Source organism: Paenibacillus sp. FSL H3-0302, assembly GCF_037982245.1.
GTDB lineage: Bacteria > Bacillota > Bacilli > Paenibacillales > Paenibacillaceae > Paenibacillus_AQ > Paenibacillus_AQ odorifer.
Window position 1 is genome coordinate 1,946,482 of the sequence record NZ_CP150284.1, and the last position, 24,334, is coordinate 1,970,815.

Here is a 24,334-nt window from a genome sequence, read left to right on the forward strand (position 1 = left end):
ACTGGATGGCGGATTATTGCTTAATGGAGAAGGGAGATAGTTGCTATGAAGTTATTGGGAGCGATTGAAGCAGGCGGAACGAAGTTTGTATGCGGAATTGGTTATGAGGACGGTACCATTCTGGACCGAGTTAGCTTTCCGACAACAACACCGGAAGAAACGATGGGACTCGTAATTGACTATTTTAATGGGAAGAATGTAGAAGCTTTTGGTATTGGATCGTTTGGACCGATTGATCCCGTGCTGGACAGCCCTACTTATGGTTACATAACAACGACACCAAAACCTCACTGGGGACAATATAATTTGGTAGGTACAATGGCTGAGCAATTTAACGTGCCGATCGGTTTTGATACGGATGTGAATGGTGCAGCGCTTGCGGAAAGTAAATGGGGAGCGGCTAAAGGTCTGGACAGCTGCCTTTATATTACGGTTGGGACAGGCATTGGAGCGGGAGCAGTAGTTGGAGGTCAGATGGTGCATGGATTGTCTCATCCTGAGATGGGGCATATTCTAGTTCGCAGACATCCAGAGGACACGTTTGAGGGCTACTGCCCTTATCATGGCGATTGCCTTGAAGGGTTAGCCGCAGGTCCGGGGATTGGCAAACGCTGGGGACAACCAGCAGGCGAGCTGCCTGTTGACCATCCAGCTTGGGATATGGAAGCTCATTATCTTGCACATGCACTTATGAATTACGTGTTGATTCTGTCTCCCGAAAAAATCGTAATGGGCGGTGGTGTCATGAAGCAAAGCCACTTGTTCCCGCTAATTCGTACCAAGCTGCAGGAGCTGCTGAAGGGTTATGTTCAGCATCCAGCGCTCAATACCGACATCGATAATTATGTTGTGCCACCGCAGCTTGGAGATAATGCAGGACTTGCAGGTGCGATTGGACTGGCAACTTTAGCTTTGGCAAGGAACTAGTATAAAAAGATATTGACTGTTAGGAAATATATGGTATTGTAGGATCTAACAGTATAGCATTTAATGAGGGAGCACCTCTTTCACGTTTATCGTGAGAGTGGTGCTTTTTTGTGTTTTCCGAGTCTGACAGTGTGGGATTCACATCAGCGAATAAGTAGCTCAGACCGGTAGGTATAGTGCTTGCTGAAGACTAGAAAGGCAGGGATGAATATGCAAATTGTATTTATGAATCGCTTATCCAGAATATCTGGGGTGGATCAAGAGGTGTTCGCTCAGCTATGGATTGGAGAGGAAGAAGGAATGTGGAGCCTGGGCTGGCGTGATTTTTCAGGCGGTGAGGAAACACAGGAGCATTTGTGGTACGCGGGTGGTTCATGGAATGAAATGCTTTGTGTTTACAGGCATGAGCTGGCGGTGAAGATGGGGGATGGCTATCGGCCGTTGATTGATGGCGTATTTCATGAAGAAGACGGCCTTACCGGGCGTAATCAGGAGCAGCTAAGGCTGCAATATTACAGTGAATATAATGGGAACGAAGCTATATATGAGGAGTTATGTGCTTGGCGCCGCAGCCGAGCTTCTAGTGAACGGAAAGCCCCTTACATTCTTGCCAGCAATCGTTTGTTACGTTTGATAAGCACTTTCTTGCCGCATACACCAGAGGAGCTGCTGCAGATCCCTGGTGTAGGGGAAGGAAAGGTAGCCCAATATGGCACGGATTGGTTGGCTATAACCTCTACGGCTGCAAGGGAACATTCCTTTCCTTTGAATTGGGTACACCAAGAAATTGAGGAGGATTCTTTTGTATCCTGGCTCTATAAACAGAAAGAGGTCAAATATAAGAAACAGCTAGAAAGACTGCGATTACGGCGAATTCTGCTGCAAGGGATCGAGAATGGGTTAGGGTTAGAACAGCTTAAGGTGAACAGTGGAGTGAACCGTCGCGAACTGATTGAAGCGGTAGAGGAGCTGGAAAGAGAAGGTTATTGCGTGGAGAAACTGATCGAGGTAGAACTGAAAAATGTGCCGCAGAATGAGCAGGAGGCGATATGGAATGCCTATGCAGAGGTAGGAGATCTTTTTCTAAAGCCAGTGCTGCATAAGGTGTATGGGGAGGATTTTTCAGCAGCAGAAGGGCTGGATAGCTATTATGAACGTCTGCGGCTGATCCGCATTCGTTTCCGGCGGGAGCAAGCTGCTAAAGTGGGCATGGCGACCAGTTTCTAGTAGCTTTTTATCATATCAAAAAGACGAAGGCTTCCTTACACCATAGGGTTAAAGGGCCTTCGTCTTGCCTATTCGTCCGTTTATTTTCATAGCCATTCTTTCTTGCGGAATACATACAGCATCCCACAGCCTAACGTCAACATTAGACCTATAACGGCAAAATAACCGTATTTCGTATGCAATTCCGGCATATGATCAAAGTTCATCCCATAGATTCCGGTAATTACGGTCAAAGGCATGAATATCGTTGTAATCGCGGTAAATACTCTCATAATTTCATTGGCGCGGTTGGCGATACTGGATTGGTAGGCCTCACGTAAGTTGCCCATGAGATCGCGGTACGTCTCAAAGGTTTCGGATATTTTAACTGCATTTTCATAAATGTCGCTAAAGTATTTCTGCAGCTGATCATCAATCAGACGGAGGTCTTTTTTATTCAGGGTATTGATAACCTCTTTCTGTGGTCCCAGCATCTTCTTTAACCATAAGATCTCACTTCGCAGACCGATAATCTCACTCAGATGAGATTTCTTGGTATGCATTAGAATATCCTCTTCAAGCTTCTCAATCCGGGCTTCAATTCGGTCACCTACGGAGAAATAATTATCTACGACAAGGTCGATAAGCAGATAAAGGAATTGGTCGGGTTCGCTAACCTCTTGTTCCCATAACATGGGCTTCAGGACGCGTAGCTCGTGAATCTTTTGTTTCGTTACAGTAATAATATAATGTCTGCCCAAGAATATATTGAGCGCCCGCAGGAAGATTTCCTCATCATCAAAGCGGATGCTGTTTACAACAATAAAGTAATGACTTTCGTATATTTCGATCTTTGGACGTTGATCCTCTTCACTAAGGCAATCCTCAACAGCGAGATCATGCAGGTTGAACAGGGGCTGAAGCAGCTCCAAATCCTCCACATCTGCATCAATCCAATAGAACCCTTCTGTTGGGGGTGTCAATGTTTCATCAATTTCATCAATAGGTGTAAAAACCCCTGCATTCACCAGCCGGATTTTCATCTGATTCCACTCCTTCTATCCCCGGGTCTTCACCAGGGACTGCTAATTAAGCACAGAGAAAAAATCAGCTTGGCCGGCGTTACAATCAATACAAGAGGCCGAATGACGATTCGAGGGCATGAAGAAGAACTGCTCCCGCCGCCGGCAAGCTGATGATTATCCTGTGTGGTTGCTCATTCTGTACACTTAATTGCGAGCTCGGGTCGCCTTCCATTCTTCTTCTCACCTCTTCTTTTCGTTCAGGTATGAAATACTTGTCTAGTATAACAACGGAGTATGCCTCTTTCAAGCAAATTTATTGTTACTTTGAGGCTACATCAGCATTGTATGGACTTGACGAAAAGGAGGTTCATGATTTAAAGTAAATTTTAAAGAAATTTAATTGAATACAGCTAAATCTTATCAAGAGCAGGTGGAGGGACTAGCCCTATGAAACCCGGCAACCGGCGTGTGAACGCACGGTGCTAATTCTTGCGGAACTTTGCTGACGACTAACCCTCGTCCAAAAGTTTCTGGCAGATGAGAGAGGCGCATATGACTGTAGATATGACCTTTCTCGTTTTCCGAGAAAGGTCTTTTTATTGTTCAGAAAGCCGCGATGTGACAACATAACCTAAATACAGTTAAGGAGTGGAAAGACAATGCCAATTAAAATTCCCGACAGTTTACCAGCAAAAGAAATACTATCCGGTGAAAATATTTTTGTGATGGATGATAGTTTGGCTTTCCATCAGGATATCCGCCCACTAAGGATTGCTATTCTGAATCTCATGCCGACTAAAGAAACGACGGAGACTCAATTGCTGCGTTTAATAGGAAATTCACCGCTACAGGTTGACGTTACCTTGCTGCATCCACGCTCACATACTTCTAAGAATACTTCTGCTGAGCATTTGAGAAGCTTTTACAAAACTTTTGACGAGATCAGCCACCGCCGTTTGGATGGTCTTATTGTTACAGGAGCACCCGTAGAGCAAATGGAGTTTGAGGAAGTATCCTATTGGGAAGAGCTAAAAGAGATTTTTGAATGGAGCAAGGATAATGTGACCTCGACCATGCATATCTGTTGGGCGGCGCAGGCAGGGTTGTATCATCATTTTGGTGTTCGTAAAGTAGCTTTGCCTGAAAAATGTTTTGGAGTATTCTCCCATACGATTAATCAAAATAACATTAAATTGCTGCGCGGCTTTGACGAGGTATTCCATGTACCGCATTCCCGTCATACCGATGTCTCCCGCGAAGATATTGAGAGCAATCCAGATCTGCAGATTCTGGCGGAATCCGAAGAAGCTGGTATGTATCTAGTAGCTACGACCGACGGCAAACAAATATTTGTGACCGGACATTCCGAATACGATCCATTATCCTTGAAATGGGAATATGATCGTGATTTGGAGAGGGGCATGGAGATGGCCTTGCCGAAACACTATTTCCCTAAAGATGATCCAGAACGAACACCTCCTGCAGTGTGGCGTGCACATGCCAACTTATTATTCTCTAATTGGCTCAATTACTATGTATATCAAGAGACACCTTACGATATCGACCCGATTGTTTATTAAGATCAGCGCTACATTACAATTTAGGAGGCATTTATCATGGACGACAAACTTAGGATTGAAAGCAGACTGGCACAAATAGGTTCACAAGAAGATCCGGCTACCGGAGCCATTAATTTTCCTATCTATAATGCTACGGCATTCCGTCACCCGAAGCTTGGGCAGAGCACAGGTTTCGATTATAGCCGTACCAAAAGTCCAACCCGTTCCGTACTAGAGAATGCGGCTGCGGAATTGGAGTCTGGTGATGCAGGTTTTGCCTGTAGTTCTGGGATGGCAGCTATTCAAACCATATTTACCCTGTTTGGGCAAGGCGATCACTTGATCGTTTCGCTGGATCTTTACGGCGGGACCTATCGTTTGTTGGAACGAATTATGTCCAAGTTTGGAATCACTGCTTCCTATGTAGATACGAATGATTTGGATGCGCTTGAGGCTTCACGCCTTCCAAATACGAAGGCGATATTTATTGAAACGCCAACGAATCCTTTGATGATGGTTACGGATATTGCAGCAGTAGCTACTTGGGCCCGTCATCATGGGCTGCTCACAATTGTAGACAATACACTGCTGACTCCATTTTTCCAGCGTCCTCTGGAATTAGGTGCAGACATTGTAGTCCATAGTGCTACCAAATATTTGGGCGGACACAATGATGTACTTGCTGGTCTTATTGTATCTAAAGGAGCTGAATTATCCGCTGAAATAGCGATTCTACATAACTCTATTGGCGCTGTGCTTGGGCCAACAGACAGTTATCAGCTGATGAGAGGCATGAAGACACTGGCCCTGCGTATGGAACGGCACGAGAGTAATGCGCTAGCAATTGCCCGCTATCTACAAGGGCATCCGGCGATTGCGGAAGTGTTCCATCCAGGTCTGCCGGATCATCCGGGATATGAAATCCAGAATCGCCAGTCCTCGGGCAATACCGGAATTTTTTCTTTCAAATTAAAAGATGCCAGATACGTAGAACCTCTGCTTCGTTATATCCGGCTTATTGCCTTCGCGGAGAGCCTCGGCGGGGTTGAATCGCTAATGACCTATCCTGCAGTACAGACGCATGCGGATATTCCTGTGGAAATTCGGAATGCGGTGGGTGTAGATGATCGATTGCTGCGCTTCTCGGTCGGTATTGAACATGCGGAGGATCTAATTGCTGATCTTGGTCAAGCTTTAGAGGCTGCGCGGGCGGAAATCGAAACGAAGTAAAAGTAACGGCAACCCAGATCGGCACCGAATGCTGGGAAATATCGAGGATCTATCTCACCGTTGATTTAGAGCTGGTGTTGGACGCAGGATGAAATAGAGCTGTCTCATAAGCCGGGAATTGGCTGCTGGGATAGCTCTTCTTTTTGGACTTTTTGCTATTGGACACAGCTGACCTTAGACACAGCATTATTACACATTTGGAATGTTAACGGACTCCACAGCAGCTATTGCGCTAAAAACCAGCCTTCATGAGTCTCTTGTCAAGGAATAGCGTCGCTGGAGTCCATAACTATGCTCCAAAGGCTAAATACTAACTAATAACGTCATCTGTGTCCGGCAGCCTCCAGGAATTTTGATTCACCGGGTGCAGGCAGCAATGTAAGGACTCTTTCTGCTAGATGGTATCTTGTTGAGAAAGTAAAAAGTTTTTCAAGCTGTTCAGATTGTGATACGATGAGGAAATGAACTGTTCATTTATTAAAATATAAGGTATAAGTTACATACTGTACTTTATCCTTATGTTACTACGAGAAACGGTTGTTATCTCTAAAGGACGACAACGTTATTTTTCTTGTGATTTTGTGAATCTACCATATCCCTAAGGGTTTAAAAGGAGGATGCGAACGATGAGTGCGATAGATCTTATTTTGGATAAAGCCCTGCGGGGTGACCGTCTCCAATTGGAAGATACCATCCGACTATTCGAGAGCAACGAAATTGAGAAAATGGGTGCTGCTGCAAACACTATTATGGAACGCTGGCATCCGGACCCGTTAGCCACATTTGTAATTGGCCGTAATATTAACTATACGAATGTATGTGATGTGTACTGCCGTTTTTGCGCTTTTTACCGCAGACCAGGCTCGGATGAAGGCTATGTGCTGCCAGATGAAACGATTTATCAAAAAATTGCTGAAACGATTGCTGTTAATGGTACAGAAATTCTTATGCAAGGTGGAACTAATCCTAACCTTCCATTTAGCTACTATACAGATATACTGCGCGGAATTAAGCAACGTTTCCCTGAGATTACTATGCACTCCTTCTCTCCTGCGGAGATTATGAAGATGAAAGAAGTATCAGGATTACCGTTGGAACAAGTGGTTCGTGAAATTCATGCTGCGGGTCTGGATTCCTTGCCAGGCGGAGGCGCAGAAATTCTTGATGACCGTACACGCCGCAAAATCAGCCGGCTAAAAGGCTCGTGGCGCGAGTGGATGGATGTAATGCAGACAGCACATAAAGTGGGTATGAATACAACAGCAACAATGGTGATTGGGCTTGGAGAAAGTATGGAAGAACGAGCTTTGCACTTACTACGTGTACGTGAGGCTCAGGATGAGTGTATTGCCAACAAATATGATTCTGAAGGTTTCTTGGCCTTTATCTCATGGACATTCCAGCCGGACAATACCAACCTGAAGCTGGACAGACAAACGCCTGAGGAATATCTGAAGACGGTAGCGATCAGCCGCCTTGTGTTGGATAATATTAAGAACTTCCAATCTTCTTGGGTCACTATGGGGCCAGAGGTCGGCAAGCTCTCCTTGCAATATGGCTGCAACGATTTCGGCAGCACAATGATTGAAGAGAACGTAGTATCTTCTGCGGGTGCGACTTACAAGGTAAACATCGAGTCGATTACTCAGCTGATTCGCGAAGCAGGCAAAGTTCCAGCACAGCGGAATACACGTTATGATATTCTGCGGGTGTTCGATGATCCTAATGCGAAGATTGATAATGATTTTGTAATGCAGAACTAATATATATTAATTATTAATCAACGCTTGATGCTTGTTAATCCTTAAGTGGATTACTGAGCATCAAGCGTTTTTTTGTAAGGTTAGGTTTACGATCATTAGCAAGTCTTATTGCAGAACACATCTGAATCTTCGCTTGTTATATCATCCGCTAGGCGTACGGACCCAGTGGACCTTAATTGCAAATTCAGCGCTTCTTGAGTCGGGGTTCGGACCCCAGCGACGCTATTCCTTGAAAAGAGCCTCATATAGACTGGTTTTTAGTGCAATAGCGACTGTGGGGTCCGATAGCATAGGGAAAATCGGAAAATGTGGCGTATAAGAGCATCAGTGTCCGATAGAGCTGATGTATACGAACATTTTGAACTAAGGTTAACTACACAAACTAAGGTTGCCGTGGAATAAGCCTTTTAAACGAAGCTTTATATAAATGTGAACATGAATTCATTTTTTATTTCTTTTTATCCATTCACATTATTATCCAAAAGTGATATCATAATCATATCAAAAGAATATCTAGTGGGGGTGCTTTTATGAAAGAGAAAACGCTTCGTCCTGTCAGTGGATTTTGGGTTCTCGCATTGATTGCAGTTTGTTTAGCTGGGGGAATTTATGGTGCGGTTCAAGAGTATGTCGCAGTGCCAGTCATTCTGTTCGTTGTAGCTGGGGTATTATGTACAAGTGTTACGGTTGTGCAGCCCAATAAGTCGGTTGTAGTTACCTTTTTCGGGCAATATGTAGGGACTATCGTGACAAGTGGCTTGTTTGCAGTCATTCCATTCAGTTTGCGCAAGACGGTTTCCCTCCGCGTACGTAACTTTAACAGTGTCAAGCTGAAGGTTAATGATGTGGAAGGTAATCCGATTGAAATTGCTGCAGTTATCGTATTTAAGGTAATTAACTCTGCAAAAGCGCTTTTTGATGTAGATAAATATATGGCGTTTGTGGAAATTCAAAGTGAAACAGCGCTGCGTCATGTGGCCAGTAAATACCCGTATGATAACTTCAATGAATCGGGCATGTCCCTGCGGGCCAATGCAGATGAGATTGCTAAAGAATTGGCAACCGAGCTGCAAGAACGTTTGTCGATATCTGGTGTAGAGGTCATTGAAGCGCGGCTCACACACTTGGCTTATTCCACAGAGATTGCCAGTACAATGTTGCAACGTCAGCAAGCATCTGCAATTCTGTCCGCTCGTCAAATCATTGTTGAAGGCGCCGTGGGCATGGTCGATATGGCGATTAAACAGCTTAAAGAGAGTGGCGTGGTTGAGCTTGATGAGGAACGCAAAGCGGCGATGATTAATAATCTGATGGTTGCGATCGTGTCGGAGCGCGGAGCGAGTCCGGTCATTAACGCCGGCTCGTTGTACTAAGGCGGTGCATCATGGCGGCCAAGAAAAGCTTTCCACTGCGGATTGATCCGGATTTACATGAGGCGCTGGAACGATGGGCGGGAGAGGAATTTCGCAGCGTAAACGGACATATCGAATACTTGTTGCGTGAGTCTTTGAAACGTGCAGGCCGCTTACCTGAAAAAAAACGGCGAGAGGAATAACCATAGAAGGGCTGTTTCAGCATCCATGTATTGGCTGCAAGAACAGTCCTTATGTGTGTCTTCTGACTGTGTTTCTATCATTTTGGACCCTTTTCTGACTTGACTGTCAGAGAGGACAGATTTATAATTACTCCATAATTCACGTTAACAGCATTGACGAAGATATGAGTTGATTGTTCTGGACCGTTCAGAGAGAGGAAACTTAGGCTGAAATTTCCTCCGGCATCCTGCTTTCGATTTACCCCTTTGTAGCTGCGGTTTTGAACTCCCTGCAATGGGATAGTAAGAGCTGCCGGTTCATGGTCGTTACTCCATGCTTACGAAGGATTCTATCTTTGCTTCGCTTGAGTTTTCAAGGGAGGCTAGAGAGAATCGAATTTGGGTGGAACCACGGGTGTAATCGCTCGTCCCTTTGCGGGACGGGCGTTTTTTTGTGTGCGTGGATGTTATTGTTCCGCAAAGGTTAAAGGGCCGTTAGGCTTAATTATATGAAGGAGGAATTAGCAATGTCAGTAAGTATTAAGCTTCCGGACGGTTCTGTCCGTGAATACGCAGAGGGTAGCAGTATTGATGATGTAGCAGCTTCTATTAGCAGTGGCCTGCGCAAAAATGCAGCAGCGGGGAAATTGAACGGTATCGTTGTAGATTTATCTACTCCCCTTGAAGAGGGCGCACTGGTAGAGATCGTAACTTTGGATTCACCTGAAGGTCTGGAGGTTATGCGCCACAGTACAGCTCACTTGATGGCTCAAGCGGTTAGACGTTTGTTCGGAACAAAAGAAGTTAAGCTTGGTGTAGGTCCGGTCATTGAAGATGGCTTCTACTACGATATGGATCTGGAACATCCTCTAAATCCTGAAGATTTGCTCAAAATCGAAAAGGAAATGGACCGCATAATTTCGGAGAACCTGCCGATCGTGCGCAAAGAAGTTAGCCGCAAGGAAGCACTTGAAATTTTCGGTGAGCTAGGTGATCCTTACAAGCTGGAATTGATCGAGGCATTGCCTGAAGATAGCGTAATTTCTATCTATGAACAAGGAGAATTCTTCGACCTATGCCGTGGACCCCATGTGCCGTCGACTGCTAAGATCAAAGTCTTTAAATTGATGAATGTAGCCGGTGCTTACTGGCGCGGCGACAGCAAGAATAAGATGCTTCAACGCGTATACGGCACAGCTTGGATTAAAAAAGCTCAGCTTGATGAGCATCTTCGTCTGCTTGAAGAAGCGAAGAAACGCGATCACCGGAAGCTCGGTAAAGAGCTTGAAATCTTTACATTTAATCAATTGGTAGGACAAGGCTTGCCAATCTGGTTGCCTAAGGGTGCCAAATTGCGCAGTATTCTGGAGCGTTATATCGTAGATCTGGAAGCAAGTCTTGGCTATCAGCATGTATACACACCAGTTCTGGGTAATGTTGAACTGTACAAAACTTCAGGACACTGGGAGCACTATCAAGAGGACATGTTCCCTAAGATGACTATCGACAATGAAGAATTTGTTCTTCGTCCAATGAACTGCCCGCATCACATGATGATTTATAAGAGCTCGATGCACAGCTACCGTGATCTGCCGATCCGTATTGCTGAGCTTGGTATCCAGCACCGTTATGAAATGTCAGGCGCATTGACTGGCTTACACCGTGTGCGCTCGATGACTCTTAATGACTCCCATATTTTCTGCCGTCTAGACCAAATTAAAGGCGAGTTCATTCGTGTAATCGAATTGATTAAACAGGTATACAGTGACTTTGGTATTAATGACTACCGTTTCCGGTTGTCCTATCGTGATCCTAAGGATACTGAGAAATATTATGCGAATGACGAAATGTGGGAAACTGCACAGCGGATGTTGCGTGAGGTTGTAGAGGAAGCTGGACTGCCGTTCTACGAAGCAGAAGGCGAAGCTGCATTCTATGGTCCTAAACTTGATGTGCAAATTAAGACTGTATTAGGTAAAGAAGAGACTCTGTCTACTGTACAAATCGACTTCTTGCTGCCTGAACGTTTTGAACTGGAATATATCGGCGATGATGGTCAAAAACACCGTCCAGTCGTTTTACACCGCGGAATCTTGGGTACAATGGAACGTTTCGTGGCCTTCCTGTTAGAGAACTTTGCGGGCTCGCTGCCGCTTTGGTTATCTCCACAGCAGGTTAAAGTAATTCCTGTATCGACAGCGTTCGACGATTATGCCAAGGAAGTTACAGACAAGCTGCGTCGCCGTGGTATCTCTGCTGAAGCAGATCTCCGCAATGAGAAGCTGGGTTATAAGATTCGCGAAGCTCAGCTTGAGAAACTGCCATACATGTTCGTAGTTGGCGAGAATGAGATGAACGCTCAGACGGTTTCCATCCGTAAACGCGGGGAAGGCGACATTGGAGCTAAGCCGCTTCAAGAAGTGATTGAGCTCTTGTCTCAGGAAATTGCTGATCGTGTGATCTCCTAGTTTCTTGTAATTATCAACACCAAAATTACGTCTAAATAAGACCTCTGTTATATGCCAATGAGGATCAACTTCTGATCTTCATGTATAAAATTTTGTGAATCGGGAAACCTTCGCTAATAAGGGGGAGGTTTTTCACATGAACAAAATGGGCATATTTCAGAGGTTTTGGTGTCTTTTTGTCACCATCGTTTTGCTATTGACCGCTGCTGGAATCATTCCAGAATCTAAGCAACAGGCAGTAGGGGCCATTGGGACAGGAGACACTTTACAGCACACGGGTATTAACAAAACGCTATCGAACGAGTTGCAATATACCAAGGCTAATTCTGTGTTTATGAGAACTACAGATGATAAGGTCATTCTTGCGACTGGCCGTGCCACACTTATGTCAAACGAGGCGCATTCCGTCGCACCTGTATTACCTGCAACAACAAAAAATAAACCAGCAGCGACGAAGGCACCGCAGAGCACCAAAGCTCCAACCACTAAAACAAACGGTGGCAGCGGATCTTCCAAACAGTTACCAAATTCTATTCCTGTAGCCGCACCTGCGGAAGACCAGATCATTACTTCAATGAAAGTGATGGCGACTGGATACACTGCGGGTTATGAATCTACAGGTAAAACATCTAAACATCCCGAATATGGAATTACCTATTCAGGGGTAAAAGTGCGCAGAGACAAAAATACAGTCTCAACCATTGCTGCGGACCCTAAGGTTTTGCCGCTGGGGAGTATTCTTTATATACCGGGCTATGGATATGCCATAGTTGCTGATACAGGCTCGGCTATTAAAGGGCGGAAGATTGATCTGTATTTTGCTACTACGAAACAGGTGTATAAGGAATGGGGCAAAAAATCAGTTGTAGTTCAACTCATTAAGCGTGGTAACGGGACTTGTACGGAAGTCATGCTGAAGAAGCTGAGCCAAGCGATTGAGACTTACAAAGCAGTACCGCAATCCATGCTCGAAGAATCCATTTAAAGGGATTGAACTTATTTTCACTTGGTCATGCATAATAGTGACATCACCTTGCCATAATACGGACTGGGGCAAAGCAATTGCCTCTTCCGAGATGTTCTCTTAGTAAGCATATTCTATGCTGCATAAGAGAAAAGGAGGTGAATTCCGTGGCCAATAACAAGAAATCTAAAGTACAAGAAAATTACAAAACACCAAATGAAAAATACAATGCTGAGTTTGCTGTTGAGAATGACGGCGCTACTAAGCAAAGTGGAAATACTTCTAAACCAGCTCAGAAACCGCAACAATAATGCGCTGACTGAAGCAGAAGACTGCTGAAAAAAAGAGACTGTCCAATTCAGTTAATTACTGAGGGACAGTCTTTTTTCATATATAATGAAGTAAATAGAATTTTATCCCATTCATCTCAGTCTAGAGACTGAGGGGAAGTTCCTTCTCTCGCCGCTGTTTCTCAGTACTTCATTCCTGTAGACTAAGGCTATAAGATTGAAGAAGAGAGCGTTCCACTACTTTAAAGGGGAAATGAATGATGAAAAGAAGGTTCACCAGCCAGGTTTTAGGCGGCCTGATCCTGATAGGGATTGGAGCTATGTTTCTACTGAGACAATTAGGTTACACTGATTTCAGCTTAGGTTACCTGATTTCGAATTATTGGCCGGTAATTTTGATCCTAATGGGAATGAACCGGCTTTTAGGTACAGGGGATGGACAATCCAAAGGTTCTTCACCTATCGGCGGCTTTTTCTTTCTGGCGATCGGAGTGTTTTTCCTTGGACGGAATTTAGATTGGTTCGATATTTCGGCCGGGGATTTTTTCAAAATGTTCATTCCAGTTATGTTGATTGGCGGCGGACTTTATGTGATTTTTAAACCACGCGGTTCAGTACCACCTGTGCCACCAGCTCCACCGTCACCACCAGATCACTTTCCTTCAGGAAAAAGCTCACTAGATGTGGAGCCGCCCAAACCACTGGATTCCACACTTGATGAACAATTTGAGCAAAAATTCGGCAAGGCTTCTGGTCAACGCGACTGGAAGGACTATCTTCAAAAAGATGAAGAAGACGATGAGGACGAAACAGGATCTTATAAGTCCAGCGCTGAAGCACGTTGGCAAGAGAAGCAGGAACGACACGAGCGCAGACGTCAGGAACGTCATGAGCGTCATGCACATAGACATGGTAAATGGCATGAGGAATTCCATGAATCAAATAATCAAAAGGAATCGACCAATCGTTCTGCTTTTATCGGAGATGTCCACATGGGGCGCGAGCATTTCCAACTGAAGAACACGAATATCTCGCAGTTTATCGGCGATACCGTACTGGATCTGACGAATGCACAGATTGCTTATGGCGAAACGAGGATTAATATTTCCGCTTTTATAGGCGACATTAAAGTGTACATTCCGAATGATATGGATCTTGGCATCTCGGTGAACAGCAGTTCTTTTATCGGGGATATGGAAGTTCTGGATCAGTCTCGCAGTGGTTTTATGAGCAGTGTACAGTGCAAGACTCCTTATTATAAAGAAGCAGGCAAAAAAGTCCGTATAAATGTAAGTGCATTTATAGGTGACATTAAAGTTAAAACGGTGGGTTAGATGGGGACAATCTTCAGTAATACCAAATGGTTGCTGTTGTTTTACTTTTTGCTCACTGGAGCGGTAAGTGCAGGATTGATGTATGCAGGCACTTGCCTTGGTTATATCGAAGTGAAGGATTATCGGATGTGGCTGTACTTATGTCTCGGGATTGTGTTGTTCACCGTAGTTATCGGCTATATGGCAGGCCAGCGGATTCAGCGCCGGATTGATCATCTGGATCTGAATATGCTGCAGGTAGCCAAAGGAAATCTGTCCGTGCGGATGCCAGAAAGTGACGATCAGTCTTTTGCCCGAGTGTATCACGAGTTTAATGTCATGATGGATACGGTCGAGAATAAGATGCAACTGCTACAGCGATTGGGTGAACAAGAGGTTATTGAGAAGGAACAGGCAGCGGAGAGTGCGGTGTTGGAGGAAAGAAGGCGTATGGCCCGGGATCTGCATGATACGGTGAGCCAACAGCTTTTTGCCATCCATATGTCGGCTTCTTCGCTGCCTAAAGTGCTGAAGGTCAATGAAGCTCAAGGTCAAATGGTCATGGACCAGTTGATTACAATGTCTCAGATGGCACAAAAACAAATGAGAGCATTAATTGCACAACTGCGTCCGGTGGAGCTGGAAGGTCGAAATCTGTTCGAGGCGCTGGAAAAATGGTTTCCCGATTATTGCCGCCAGAATGGCTTGAAAGGAATGAAGGAGCTCGAACTTCAGGGCGAGTTATCGGAAGCAATCGAACATCAGCTGTTCCTAATTATTCAAGAGGCGATGGCGAATATCGTGAAGCATGCCGGGGCTAGACTGGTGAGTCTATCGCTGCGTGAAGGATCAAGACAAGTTGTGTTGAGTATTAGTGATGACGGTCAAGGTTTTGAACATGTGCAGCAAAAACAAGGCTCCTACGGTCTCACCACCATGCGCGAACGGGCGGAGAAACTGGGTGGGCAAGTGGAGATTATTAGCCGCAAGGGTGCGGGAACGACGATCCGTGTACATATTCCTAAGTTTGTTCAAGGGAACCCAGAATTAGAGCAGAATAGATCGTTAGGAACAGATACACAGGACGAGGAGGAGTAGAGCATGAGTGTCATAAAAGTGTTGCTCGTAGATGATCATGATATGGTACGGATGGGCCTCAAAACTTATCTAATGCTGGAGCCTACATTCGAGGTCATCGGTGAGGCGGCGAATGGACAAGAGGCGCTGGAGATGCTGCGTGCGGGTGGACATGAAGGTCTGCCTGACCTCGTGCTGATGGATTTGATGATGCCAGTGATGAATGGTGCCGAGACCACAAGAGCAGTGCTGGCTGAATTTCCTGGCCTCAAAATCGTGATCCTCACCAGCTTCCTGGAGGATGATCTTGTTGTAGATGCTATAGAGGCTGGTGCAGTCAGCTACGTGCTCAAAACAGTGTCGGCAGAAGAGTTAATCTACGCATTGCAAGGGGCTTACCGCGGCATGCCAGTCATGACGGGTGATGTGTCACAGGCGCTGACCCGTGGTATTCGCCAGCGCACCGTGCAAGGTGATTCCTCCGGTTTAACAGAGCGTGAGAAGGAAGTCCTGCTGCTTATAGCTGAGGGCAAGACCAATAAGGATATCGGTGAGGAGCTGCATATCAGCATCAAGACAGTGAAGACGCATGTCAGCAATCTTTTGATGAAATGCGAGCTTGATGACCGTACCCAGTTGGCTATTTACGCTCATCGGAAGGGCTGGGCTCAGGGGTAGGACTTGTAGACTAAGGTGCATTACTATTTGAAATGGTTTTAGAAGCTCGGGCCGCGATGTTTTTCGCGCCCGAGCTTCTTTTTTTACTTTCCTGCCTAATCTCCTCCCATTTGCCTATATCTTTTATCTGCGCTTAAATTGTTTTTAATGTGACCTTAAGGTTTAAAGTACAAAATAAGAACATGAAAACAAATTAATCCTTGTCACGGCGACAGGAAGCAGGAGGAAAGATAAACATGGACGATAACAAAAACAACTTCAATCGCGACAATGGACCAGCACCAGATCGGGAATGGGACAATAATAACAATAGCAGCAATAATAATAATTCATCTGAAGCAGGATCATCATCATACTACTATTCTTACGGACCTTTTAAATCTTTGAACAAAGATGAGAATAACGCTGACGGCGGCGCACAACACTACAATCGGATGGAGCCAGAACGTGTCGAGGTTACACCTCCACAGCCTGTAAAGCCATTACCTTATAACACATCGCTTCGCACCACTGGCTATGATGGCAATGGTGGTGGCCGCGGAGGAAATGGCGGTGGCGGTTCTGAAGGTGGCGGCGGCTGGCAATATAATAAAAAACCAAAAAGCTCGTTAAAAACAGTGCTGGTATCATTCCTAGCCGGTATGGTCGTTCTCTCGGGCTCAATGTATATGGCAGACAGAGGTAACTGGTTTACGGGAGATACAGCTACAACGGTTGCTAGCTCCGGAACGAATGGAACGGCGAAGACAACGGGCGAGAGTGCAGGTGTTGCGCCTTCTACTTCTACTACATCCTTGGTGACTGGATCTCGTGATGTGACAGGTGTTGTTGATGCGGTGGGACCAGCAGTTGTTAAGATTGAGACACTAGTTAAATCTAATTCGCGTAATGGAAGCTCATCCAGCCCGAATCTGAGTGATCCCTTCTCACAATTTTTCTTCGGGGATCAATACAGTGGAAATGGTTCTTCCCAAAATGAACAGGATTCCAAATCAGGATCGGATTCTTCATCACAGCTTATCCCTTATGGAATTGGAACAGGCTTCATTTATGAGAAATCCGGCTATATTTTGACCAACCAGCACGTAATTGACAATGCCGATGTAATCCAAGTCACCGTGGATGGCGTAACCAAGCCTTATGAAGCGAAGCTGCTAGGTTCTAGCAAAGATCTGGATTTGGCTGTGCTTAAAATTGAAGGAGATAGTGATTTCCCTACAGTAGCACTGGGAGATTCGGATAGCATAAAGGTAGGTTCAGAAGTGGTTGCTATCGGTAACCCGCAAGGCTTCGACCATACTGTAACTTCCGGTGTTCTTAGTGCAAAAGGACGCAGTATTGATATTAACGAAGAAGATGGCAGTGGAACACGTAATTACAAAAACCTGCTGCAAACCGACGCTTCTATCAACCCGGGTAACTCAGGTGGGCCGTTGCTCAACATGAATGGGCAGGTAATTGGGATGAACGTAGCCGTCAGCACGGATTCTCAAGGTATTGGTTTCGCAATCGCTGTGAATACGATTAAAGAAGTCGTAGATAAACTGGAAGCCAACCAAGCCATTCCGAAAGAGCCAGTACCTTTCATTGGTGCAACTCTTATGACGATTACAGATGAGGTTGCTAAGCAAATGGGTACGGATATTAAAGAAGGTTCTGTGGTTGCAGATATCATCTATAAATCCCCAGCGTATACCGCTGACCTGCGCCCTTACGATATCATTACCGGTGCGAATGGAACGAAGTATGCAACCAACCAAGATCTGATTACTTTCATTCAAACGTTAAAAGTTGGTGACAAAGTAACATTAAATGTTGTGCGCGACGGTAAAACCATGGATCTCTCAGTTACCATCGGTAACAAAAATGATTTTGATACAACGACTACACAACAAAGTCAGCAGCAATAATACCGGACGGTAAGTCACACGGAAGGGGCGACCCTTCCGTTTTTGTCTAATTGTGATGTAAACTGCTACAATATATAAAAAGAACTGAACAATGGGGGCTGCTTGATGCGACCGAATATTCTAATTATTGATGATGACGAAAAGATTATTTCTATGCTGCGTAGAGGTTTAGCTTTTGAAGGTTACGATGTGAAAACAGCGGTGAATGGAGCGGATGGATTACGGGCAATCTTGAGCAGTGATCCGGATGTGGTAATTTTGGATGTAATGATGCCTCAGGTGGATGGCTTTGAAGTATGTCGCCGCTTGCGGGAAGGGGGCAGTAATGTTCCTGTTCTCATGCTTACCGCGAAGGATGAAATTGAGCACCGTGTAAAAGGGCTTGATCTGGGTGCGGACGATTATCTGGTTAAACCTTTCGCGCTGGAAGAACTGCTTGCACGTGTACGTGCGCTGCTTCGGCGTAAGAGTGAGCAAAACGAAGGTGGAGAGCAAGCGGTTTCTTATGAAGATATTACGCTGGATGTGGATTCACGTGAGGTTACCCGCGCCGGTAAAAGACTGGAGCTAACAGCAAAGGAATTTGAGCTGCTTCATCTTTTTATGCAAAATCCGAAACGTGTGCTTTCACGGGATCTGATCATGGATAAAATATGGGGTTATGATTATAGCGGTGAATCTAATGTGCTTGAGGTATACATAGCTATGCTACGTCAAAAGACGGAGGAGCATGGCGGTAAACGCCTCATTCAAACGATCCGGGGTGCCGGTTACATTCTAAGAGGTGACAACTAACATGTCTATAAGATTGCGGCTGACTGCTTGGTATTCAGGGATTTTGGCCGTTATGCTGCTGGCCTTATCAGCCGCAATTTACGGTTTTGTTTATTTTAATACTTATGGGGACTTGAAGGATCGTATACAAAAACAGGGTGAGCAGCTTGTAACCAATCTCAATCCTAACTGGGCGTATGACGGTTCATTGCAAAGTGTGAGCATAAACCCCTTCTTCGGCAACAAACTGGAAGAAGCTAATATTCTGGTGCAAACCTATATCTATAATAATGAGAACCTGCAAAAGTCAGAGAACTTGCATTATCTAGATATCCAATTCGATGTTCCGAAACTGGAAGATATTGATAAAGCTCACGGGTTCAAACAGACTACGCTTGGCGGATATCATTTGATGGTTTATCAGATACCGATATATGACTTGAATAAGAGTCCTGTGGCCCTTCTGCAGGTGGCAACACCGTCAAATTCGGAAGACAAGCTCTTGGAGCGTTTAAAAAATATACTACTCGTAGGTTCTTTTGCTACCCTGATCGCGGCATTTACCTTCGGTTTGTTCCTTGCGCGCAAATCCATGAGTCCAATCGGCAAAGTAATTGAAGCTGCGAATGGGATTCAGACGGGGAATGATTTAAGCTCGCGGATTGAATACGATGGGCCGCCAGACGAGATAGGAAGACTTATTGAGACCGTTAACAGTATGCTTGGGCGTATGGAAGGGTTCTACACAGAGCTGGAGGATTCGTATGCGGCTCAGCGCCGTTTCGTTTCAGATGCTTCACACGAGCTTCGGACACCGCTCACTACGATCCGCGGAAATATTGATCTGCTGCAAAAGGTTTGGGAGATGGAACCCGGAGAAGGGAAGATGAGTGAAGCTGAGATTCGCCAGCTATCGCTTGAATCGGTGCAGGATATCGCAGACGAGTCTAAGCGTATGAGCCGCTTGGTAGCGGATATGCTCTCGCTCGCGCGTGCGGATACTGGACGTACTTTTGATATAGAGCCCGTGGCACTGGAACCGATGATGAATGAGATTGCGCGCCGCGCCTCTTTCCTGCCCCGTCAAGCCGAGTGGGTTACAGGTGATATGTCAGTCTTAAATGGCAAATATATAGTTGGGAATAAAGATTATCTACAGCAAATGCTCTTTATTTTTATTGATAATGCCTTTAAGTACACGCCTTCAGGCATCGTGAGTTTGGATACCCTCTTCTATCAGAATCAGATTGGCATTCGGATCACTGATACAGGGATTGGTATGGATAAAGATGAGGTTCCATATATCTTTGACCGTTTCTATCGTGCAGATGAATCGCGTGGAATTACGGAAGGGATTGGGCTTGGCTTATCCATTGCTAAGTGGATTATTGACGAGCATGGTGGGTCTGTGGAGGTTGTTACACGCCAAGGTGAGGGTACCACTTTTGTCATCTGGTTGCCGCTTCTCTTTGCTCCGCCGCTGGAATAGGGTATAATTTAGAAGTGTCCTATTACAGATGTCAATGAAAGCAGAAAGCTGGTGAACTCATGGAAGTCATTAAAATCTCTCCCCGGGGATATTGTTACGGAGTTGTCGATGCAATGGTTATGGCACGGCAGGCTGCGCAAAATCTCGATCTTCCCCGGCCGATTTATATACTGGGTATGATTGTTCATAACAGTCATGTCACGAATTCGTTCGAAGATGATGGCATTATTACTTTGGACGGACATAATCGTCTGGATATTCTGGATAAAGTGGATAGTGGGACCGTCATATTCACTGCACACGGGGTTTCTCCTGAGGTACGCAAGATGGCTAGAGACAAGGGTCTAACTACGGTCGACGCTACCTGTCCTGATGTCACGAAGACCCATGATCTTATTCAGGAAAAAGTAGATGACGGTTATGAGGTCATTTATATCGGCAAAAAAGGCCATCCGGAACCGGAGGGTGCTGTGGGTATTGCCCCTGAGCATGTGCATCTGATTGAAAAAGAAGATGAGATTGCTACGTTATCCATCTCTTCTTCACGTATTGTCATTACGAATCAGACTACTATGAGCCAGTGGGATATTAAACACATCATGAAAAAGCTTCTAGAGACCTTCCCAGGTGCTGAAGTGCATAATGAGATATGTATGGCTACCCAGGTACGTCAAGAGGCTGTGGCGGAACAAGCGGGGCAATGTGATCTGGTGATTGTTGTCGGTGATCCGCGAAGCAACAACTCCAATCGTCTGGCACAGGTGTCGGAAGAAATCGCTGGGGTTCCTGCCCATCGTATTTCTGATGTGTCTGAACTCCAAACAGAATGGCTAGAGGGTGTAAATATCGTCGGGGTCACTTCTGGCGCGTCCACACCTACACCTATCACCAAAGAAGTGATTAACTACTTAGATCAGTATGATTCGGCTAATCCGGAGACGTGGGAGATCAAACGTACAGTGAATATGGCGAAGCTGCTGCCACCGGTTAAGAATAAGAGTGCAAGTACTACTTAATGTATTGGGCTAGGCTCGAACTTATATATTATGAACGCTGCAACAAGAGCGCTTAACTTCGTCAGTCGAGGTTAAGTGCTCTTTTTTATCGAAAGAACGCTTCCGGCATAGGAATTAGAATATAGATTGACTATAATCGTTTTTTGAGGTAAAATTGCTTTAGTGATTAAAAGCATAAAAGCTTAAAAGCGAACACGCGTCGTAGCGCGATAGTATTTAACGGAATTATTATAAATTTTAAATGTAGAGAGGGAGTTATAAATATGATCGTCATTACATCAAATCAAACACCGGAAGAACAGGTTAAAGATATAATTGCCGTAATCGAAAAAGAAGGTTTGCAGGTGCATCTCTCCAGAGGAGCAGATCACACGGTGATAGGTTTAGTGGGAGGCGTCACTCCTAAGCTCGCCGAGCATTTGCGGCAAATGAAGGGTGTAGAGAACGTCGTGAAGATCTCCAAATCCTACAAGCTGGCCAGCCGGGATTTCCATCCTGAGGATACGATTATTGATATCAAGGGTGTGAAGATTGGTGGAGAAAACCTGGTAATCATGGGCGGACCTTGCGCCGTTGAGTCTCCAGAGCAGATTGATGAGATCGCCCGGCTTGTTAAAGCGTCTGGTGCTCAGGTACTTCGTGGAGGCGCGTTTAAGCCCCGTACAGGACCGTACAGCTTCCAAGGCGTAGGTGTGGAAGGTTTGACTATGATGGCTGAAGCAGGAAAGCGTCATGGGCTGTTGACCATTACAGAGGTTATGACACCAGAGTATGTTGATATCTGTGCGGAACATGCGGATATTCTGCAGGTGGGTACACGGAATATGCAAAACTTTGATTTGCTGCGCAAGCTGGGGACCTGTGGCAGACCTGTTCTTCTAAAACGTGGCTTCAGTGCGACCTATGACGAGTTGCTCAATGCAGCGGAGTACATTTTGGCAGGCGGTAATAAGGATGTAATGCTCTGTGAGCGCGGGATTCGCACATTTGAGACCTACACTCGTAACACGCTGGATCTATCGGCTATTCCTGTGCTACAAAGCTTAAGCCATCTTCCAGTAATCTCTGATCCAAGTCACGGAACCGGTCGTCGTGAGTTAGTTGAGCCTATGGCCAAAGCTTCTGTTGCTGCTGGCGCAAATGGTCTAATTATTGAAATGCACACAGATCCGGACAATTCCATGACAGGTGATGGTGTTCAATCGTTATTCCCTGATCAGTTTGATAACCTGCTTAAGGATCTGGAAAAGCTGGCTCCAATTGTTGGACGTAAGTTTTCAACTTCGCCAGAAGCGGTTTCGGTCCTATAAAATTTAATCTAATAGCTTCCTCGGAAGCCCTCTTAACCCGCGACCTAGTGGGAAAAGAGGGTTTTTTTGGAGTTGGATAAAATAAATGTGACATGGAAATATGCGAAAATAACAGATTTCACGAAAGCGTTAGAATATCTTACATTGCTGAAAGAAATACCTGACATAAGCATTGACGATGTTAGGTATGAGATTTATAATTACGACAGCAAAAAAAATTAAAACAAGAACATTTGCATACTGTGAGCGGCCTAATGTTCGGAACTTGGGGGAGGAAAAATTCATGTCGGTTGAAAAAGTGTTGCAAACAATTAAAGAGAACAATATCGAGTGGGTAGATTTTCGATTCGTAGATTTAGGTGGTCGTGCCCACCACATCTCTCTGCCAGCTTCTGAAGTGGAAGATGAAACTTTTGTAAATGGGGTAGCATTCGACGGTTCTTCCATCAAAGGTTTCCGTGGTATTGAAGAATCAGACATGGTTATGATGCCTGATCCGAATAGTGTATTCATAGATCCGTTTACAGCTCATCCAACGCTGAACGTGATGTGCGACATTTTCACTCCTGATGGCGAACGTTATGAGCGCGATCCTCGCGGTATTGCTGTGAAAGCAGAAGAATTCCTGCAAAAAAGCGGAGTAGGTACATCTGCATTCTTCGCGCCTGAATCAGAATTCTTTATCTTTGACGATGTTCGTTACGAAAGTGGCATGAACAGATCCTCATTCTTCGTAGATTCTGAAGAAGCGGCTTGGAATACGGGTCGTAAAGAAGAGGGCGGCAACTTGGCATTTAAAGTTGGCGTTAAAGGTGGATATGTTCCTGTAGCACCAGTTGACTCCCAACAGGATATCCGCAGTGAAATGTGCCGTCTGCTCGCTGAAGTTGGACTACGCATTGAACGTCATCACCATGAAGTAGCCACTGCAGGTCAAGCGGAAATTAACTTCCGTTTTGATACCTTGAAGAAAACTGCTGATAATCTCATGACTTATAAATATATTGTACAAAACACTGCACGTCAGTATGGCAAGGTAGCAACCTTCATGCCAAAACCGCTGTTCGGTGATAACGGTAGCGGAATGCACGTGCATCAATCCATCTTTGACGGAGACACTCCTTTGTTCTACGAAAAAGGCGCTTATGCTAACCTGAGCGAAATGGCTCTTCATTATATCGGTGGTATTTTGTACCATGCACCAGCATTGATCGCTTTGACTAACCCAAGCACCAACTCCTTTAAACGTCTGGTTCCTGGCTACGAAGCACCGGTTAACTTGGTTTACTCCAAAGGAAATCGTTCTGCAGCAGTTCGTATCCCGGTAGCAGCTGTGACACCAAAAGGCTGTCGTATCGAATTCCGCACACCGGATTCCACAGCTAACCCTTACTTGGCATTCTCCGCAATGCTGATGGCAGGTCTGGACGGAATCAAGAACAAGATCAACCCGCAAGAACTGGGTTATGGTCCTCTGGATAAGAACATCTATGAATTGTCTGATGCAGATAAAGAAAAAATCCGCAGCGTTCCAGGCAGCCTGAGCGAAGCGCTTGATTCTTTGGAAGCTGATTACGAGTTCCTAACAGAAGGCGACGTATTTACTAAGGACTTCATCGATAACTATATTGCTCTGAAACGTTCTGAAGCACAAGAGGTTGCCATTCGTGTTCATCCACATGAATACGCCTTGTACTTCGATCTATAAGATTCCTGCTATTATAATCTTTATAATAAAAGAAGCTATCTCAAAAGTAGTGAATTCTACTTGGGGCAGCTTCTTTTTTATGAATCAGGAAAA

At 45.1% G+C, this 24,334-nt stretch carries 20 protein-coding genes and 1 riboswitch; of the genes, 19 read left to right on the plus strand and 1 reads right to left on the minus strand.

Translation table 11 applies throughout. The features are described 5' to 3' along the window. Positions 1-45 precede the first annotated feature (45 nt). Together MHH50_RS08485 and MHH50_RS08490 are read left to right on the plus strand one after the other, a co-directional pair. On the plus strand, positions 46-927 hold the full coding sequence (locus MHH50_RS08485) for an ROK family protein (RefSeq protein ID WP_051491338.1): 882 nt from the start codon (positions 46-48) through the stop codon (positions 925-927). Positions 928-1,137: 210 nt separating this feature from the next. After that, positions 1,138-2,154 (plus strand): HRDC domain-containing protein, encoded by a 1,017-nt coding sequence (locus MHH50_RS08490; RefSeq protein WP_076310213.1) that lies wholly within the window; start codon positions 1,138-1,140, stop codon positions 2,152-2,154. 86 nt (positions 2,155-2,240) lie between these two features. On the opposite strand, the gene corA is transcribed toward MHH50_RS08490, so the two are convergent. After that, entirely contained in the window at positions 2,241-3,176 is a 936-nt protein-coding gene (gene corA / locus MHH50_RS08495) for a magnesium/cobalt transporter CorA (protein ID WP_036684479.1), read from the minus strand. 396 nt (positions 3,177-3,572) lie between these two features. Next, positions 3,573-3,702: riboswitch (SAM riboswitch) on the plus strand. Positions 3,703-3,817: 115 nt separating this feature from the next. Here corA and metA point away from each other — a divergent pair. From metA to glnA, 17 genes are all read left to right on the plus strand, one after another. Next, a complete protein-coding gene (gene metA / locus MHH50_RS08500; RefSeq protein WP_076126410.1) occupies positions 3,818-4,738 on the plus strand; it encodes a homoserine O-succinyltransferase in 921 nt (306 codons plus the stop codon). A 36-nt stretch (positions 4,739-4,774) separates the two neighbouring features. Continuing rightward, positions 4,775-5,947 carry a PLP-dependent transferase gene (locus MHH50_RS08505; protein WP_340034194.1) on the plus strand — a complete coding sequence of 391 codons (1,173 nt, stop codon included), beginning with the start codon at positions 4,775-4,777 and terminating at the stop codon, positions 5,945-5,947. 626 nt (positions 5,948-6,573) lie between these two features. Next, positions 6,574-7,710: a cyclic dehypoxanthinyl futalosine synthase gene (gene mqnC / locus MHH50_RS08510; RefSeq protein ID WP_076126414.1), complete on the plus strand. Its 1,137-nt coding sequence runs from the start codon at positions 6,574-6,576 to the stop codon at positions 7,708-7,710. A 530-nt stretch (positions 7,711-8,240) separates the two neighbouring features. Next, a complete protein-coding gene (locus MHH50_RS08515; protein ID WP_036684473.1) occupies positions 8,241-9,083 on the plus strand; it encodes an SPFH domain-containing protein in 843 nt (280 codons plus the stop codon). Between the two features lie 11 nt (positions 9,084-9,094). Next, complete coding sequence (locus MHH50_RS08520) at positions 9,095-9,265, plus strand: toxin-antitoxin system HicB family antitoxin (RefSeq protein ID WP_036684471.1); 171 nt, start codon at positions 9,095-9,097, stop codon at positions 9,263-9,265. A gap of 506 nt (positions 9,266-9,771) precedes the next feature. Further along, a complete protein-coding gene (gene thrS / locus MHH50_RS08525) occupies positions 9,772-11,712 on the plus strand; it encodes a threonine--tRNA ligase (protein WP_076135889.1) in 1,941 nt (646 codons plus the stop codon). 136 nt (positions 11,713-11,848) lie between these two features. Further along, positions 11,849-12,697 carry a 3D domain-containing protein gene (locus tag MHH50_RS08530; protein ID WP_254847635.1) on the plus strand — a complete coding sequence of 283 codons (849 nt, stop codon included), beginning with the start codon at positions 11,849-11,851 and terminating at the stop codon, positions 12,695-12,697. Between the two features lie 146 nt (positions 12,698-12,843). Further along, on the plus strand, positions 12,844-12,987 hold the full coding sequence (locus MHH50_RS08535; protein ID WP_156113077.1) for a hypothetical protein: 144 nt from the start codon (positions 12,844-12,846) through the stop codon (positions 12,985-12,987). 236 nt (positions 12,988-13,223) lie between these two features. After that, positions 13,224-14,300, plus strand: a complete 1,077-nt coding sequence (gene liaF / locus MHH50_RS08540) for a cell wall-active antibiotics response protein LiaF (protein WP_305953552.1) — start codon at positions 13,224-13,226, stop codon at positions 14,298-14,300. After that, on the plus strand, positions 14,301-15,377 hold the full coding sequence (locus MHH50_RS08545) for a sensor histidine kinase (RefSeq protein ID WP_076126420.1): 1,077 nt from the start codon (positions 14,301-14,303) through the stop codon (positions 15,375-15,377). 3 nt (positions 15,378-15,380) lie between these two features. Next, entirely contained in the window at positions 15,381-16,034 is a 654-nt protein-coding gene (locus tag MHH50_RS08550; protein WP_036684464.1) for a response regulator transcription factor, read from the plus strand. A gap of 236 nt (positions 16,035-16,270) precedes the next feature. After that, complete coding sequence (locus tag MHH50_RS08555; RefSeq protein ID WP_076126421.1) at positions 16,271-17,944, plus strand: trypsin-like peptidase domain-containing protein; 1,674 nt, start codon at positions 16,271-16,273, stop codon at positions 17,942-17,944. Between the two features lie 105 nt (positions 17,945-18,049). Further along, the gene (locus MHH50_RS08560) at positions 18,050-18,739 is read left to right on the plus strand and encodes a response regulator transcription factor (RefSeq protein ID WP_076126423.1); all 690 of its coding nucleotides are present in this window, start codon (positions 18,050-18,052) and stop codon (positions 18,737-18,739) included. A 1-nt stretch (position 18,740) separates the two neighbouring features. Beyond that, a complete protein-coding gene (locus MHH50_RS08565; RefSeq protein WP_076126425.1) occupies positions 18,741-20,207 on the plus strand; it encodes a HAMP domain-containing sensor histidine kinase in 1,467 nt (488 codons plus the stop codon). Positions 20,208-20,266: 59 nt separating this feature from the next. After that, on the plus strand, positions 20,267-21,223 hold the full coding sequence (locus tag MHH50_RS08570) for a 4-hydroxy-3-methylbut-2-enyl diphosphate reductase (RefSeq protein WP_076126427.1): 957 nt from the start codon (positions 20,267-20,269) through the stop codon (positions 21,221-21,223). A 263-nt stretch (positions 21,224-21,486) separates the two neighbouring features. Next, positions 21,487-22,533 (plus strand): 3-deoxy-7-phosphoheptulonate synthase, encoded by a 1,047-nt coding sequence (gene aroF, locus MHH50_RS08575; protein WP_076126429.1) that lies wholly within the window; start codon positions 21,487-21,489, stop codon positions 22,531-22,533. A gap of 283 nt (positions 22,534-22,816) precedes the next feature. Then, positions 22,817-24,241, plus strand: coding sequence for a type I glutamate--ammonia ligase (glnA, locus tag MHH50_RS08580; RefSeq protein WP_036684454.1), 1,425 nt, complete (start codon positions 22,817-22,819; stop codon positions 24,239-24,241). Positions 24,242-24,334 lie beyond the last annotated feature (93 nt).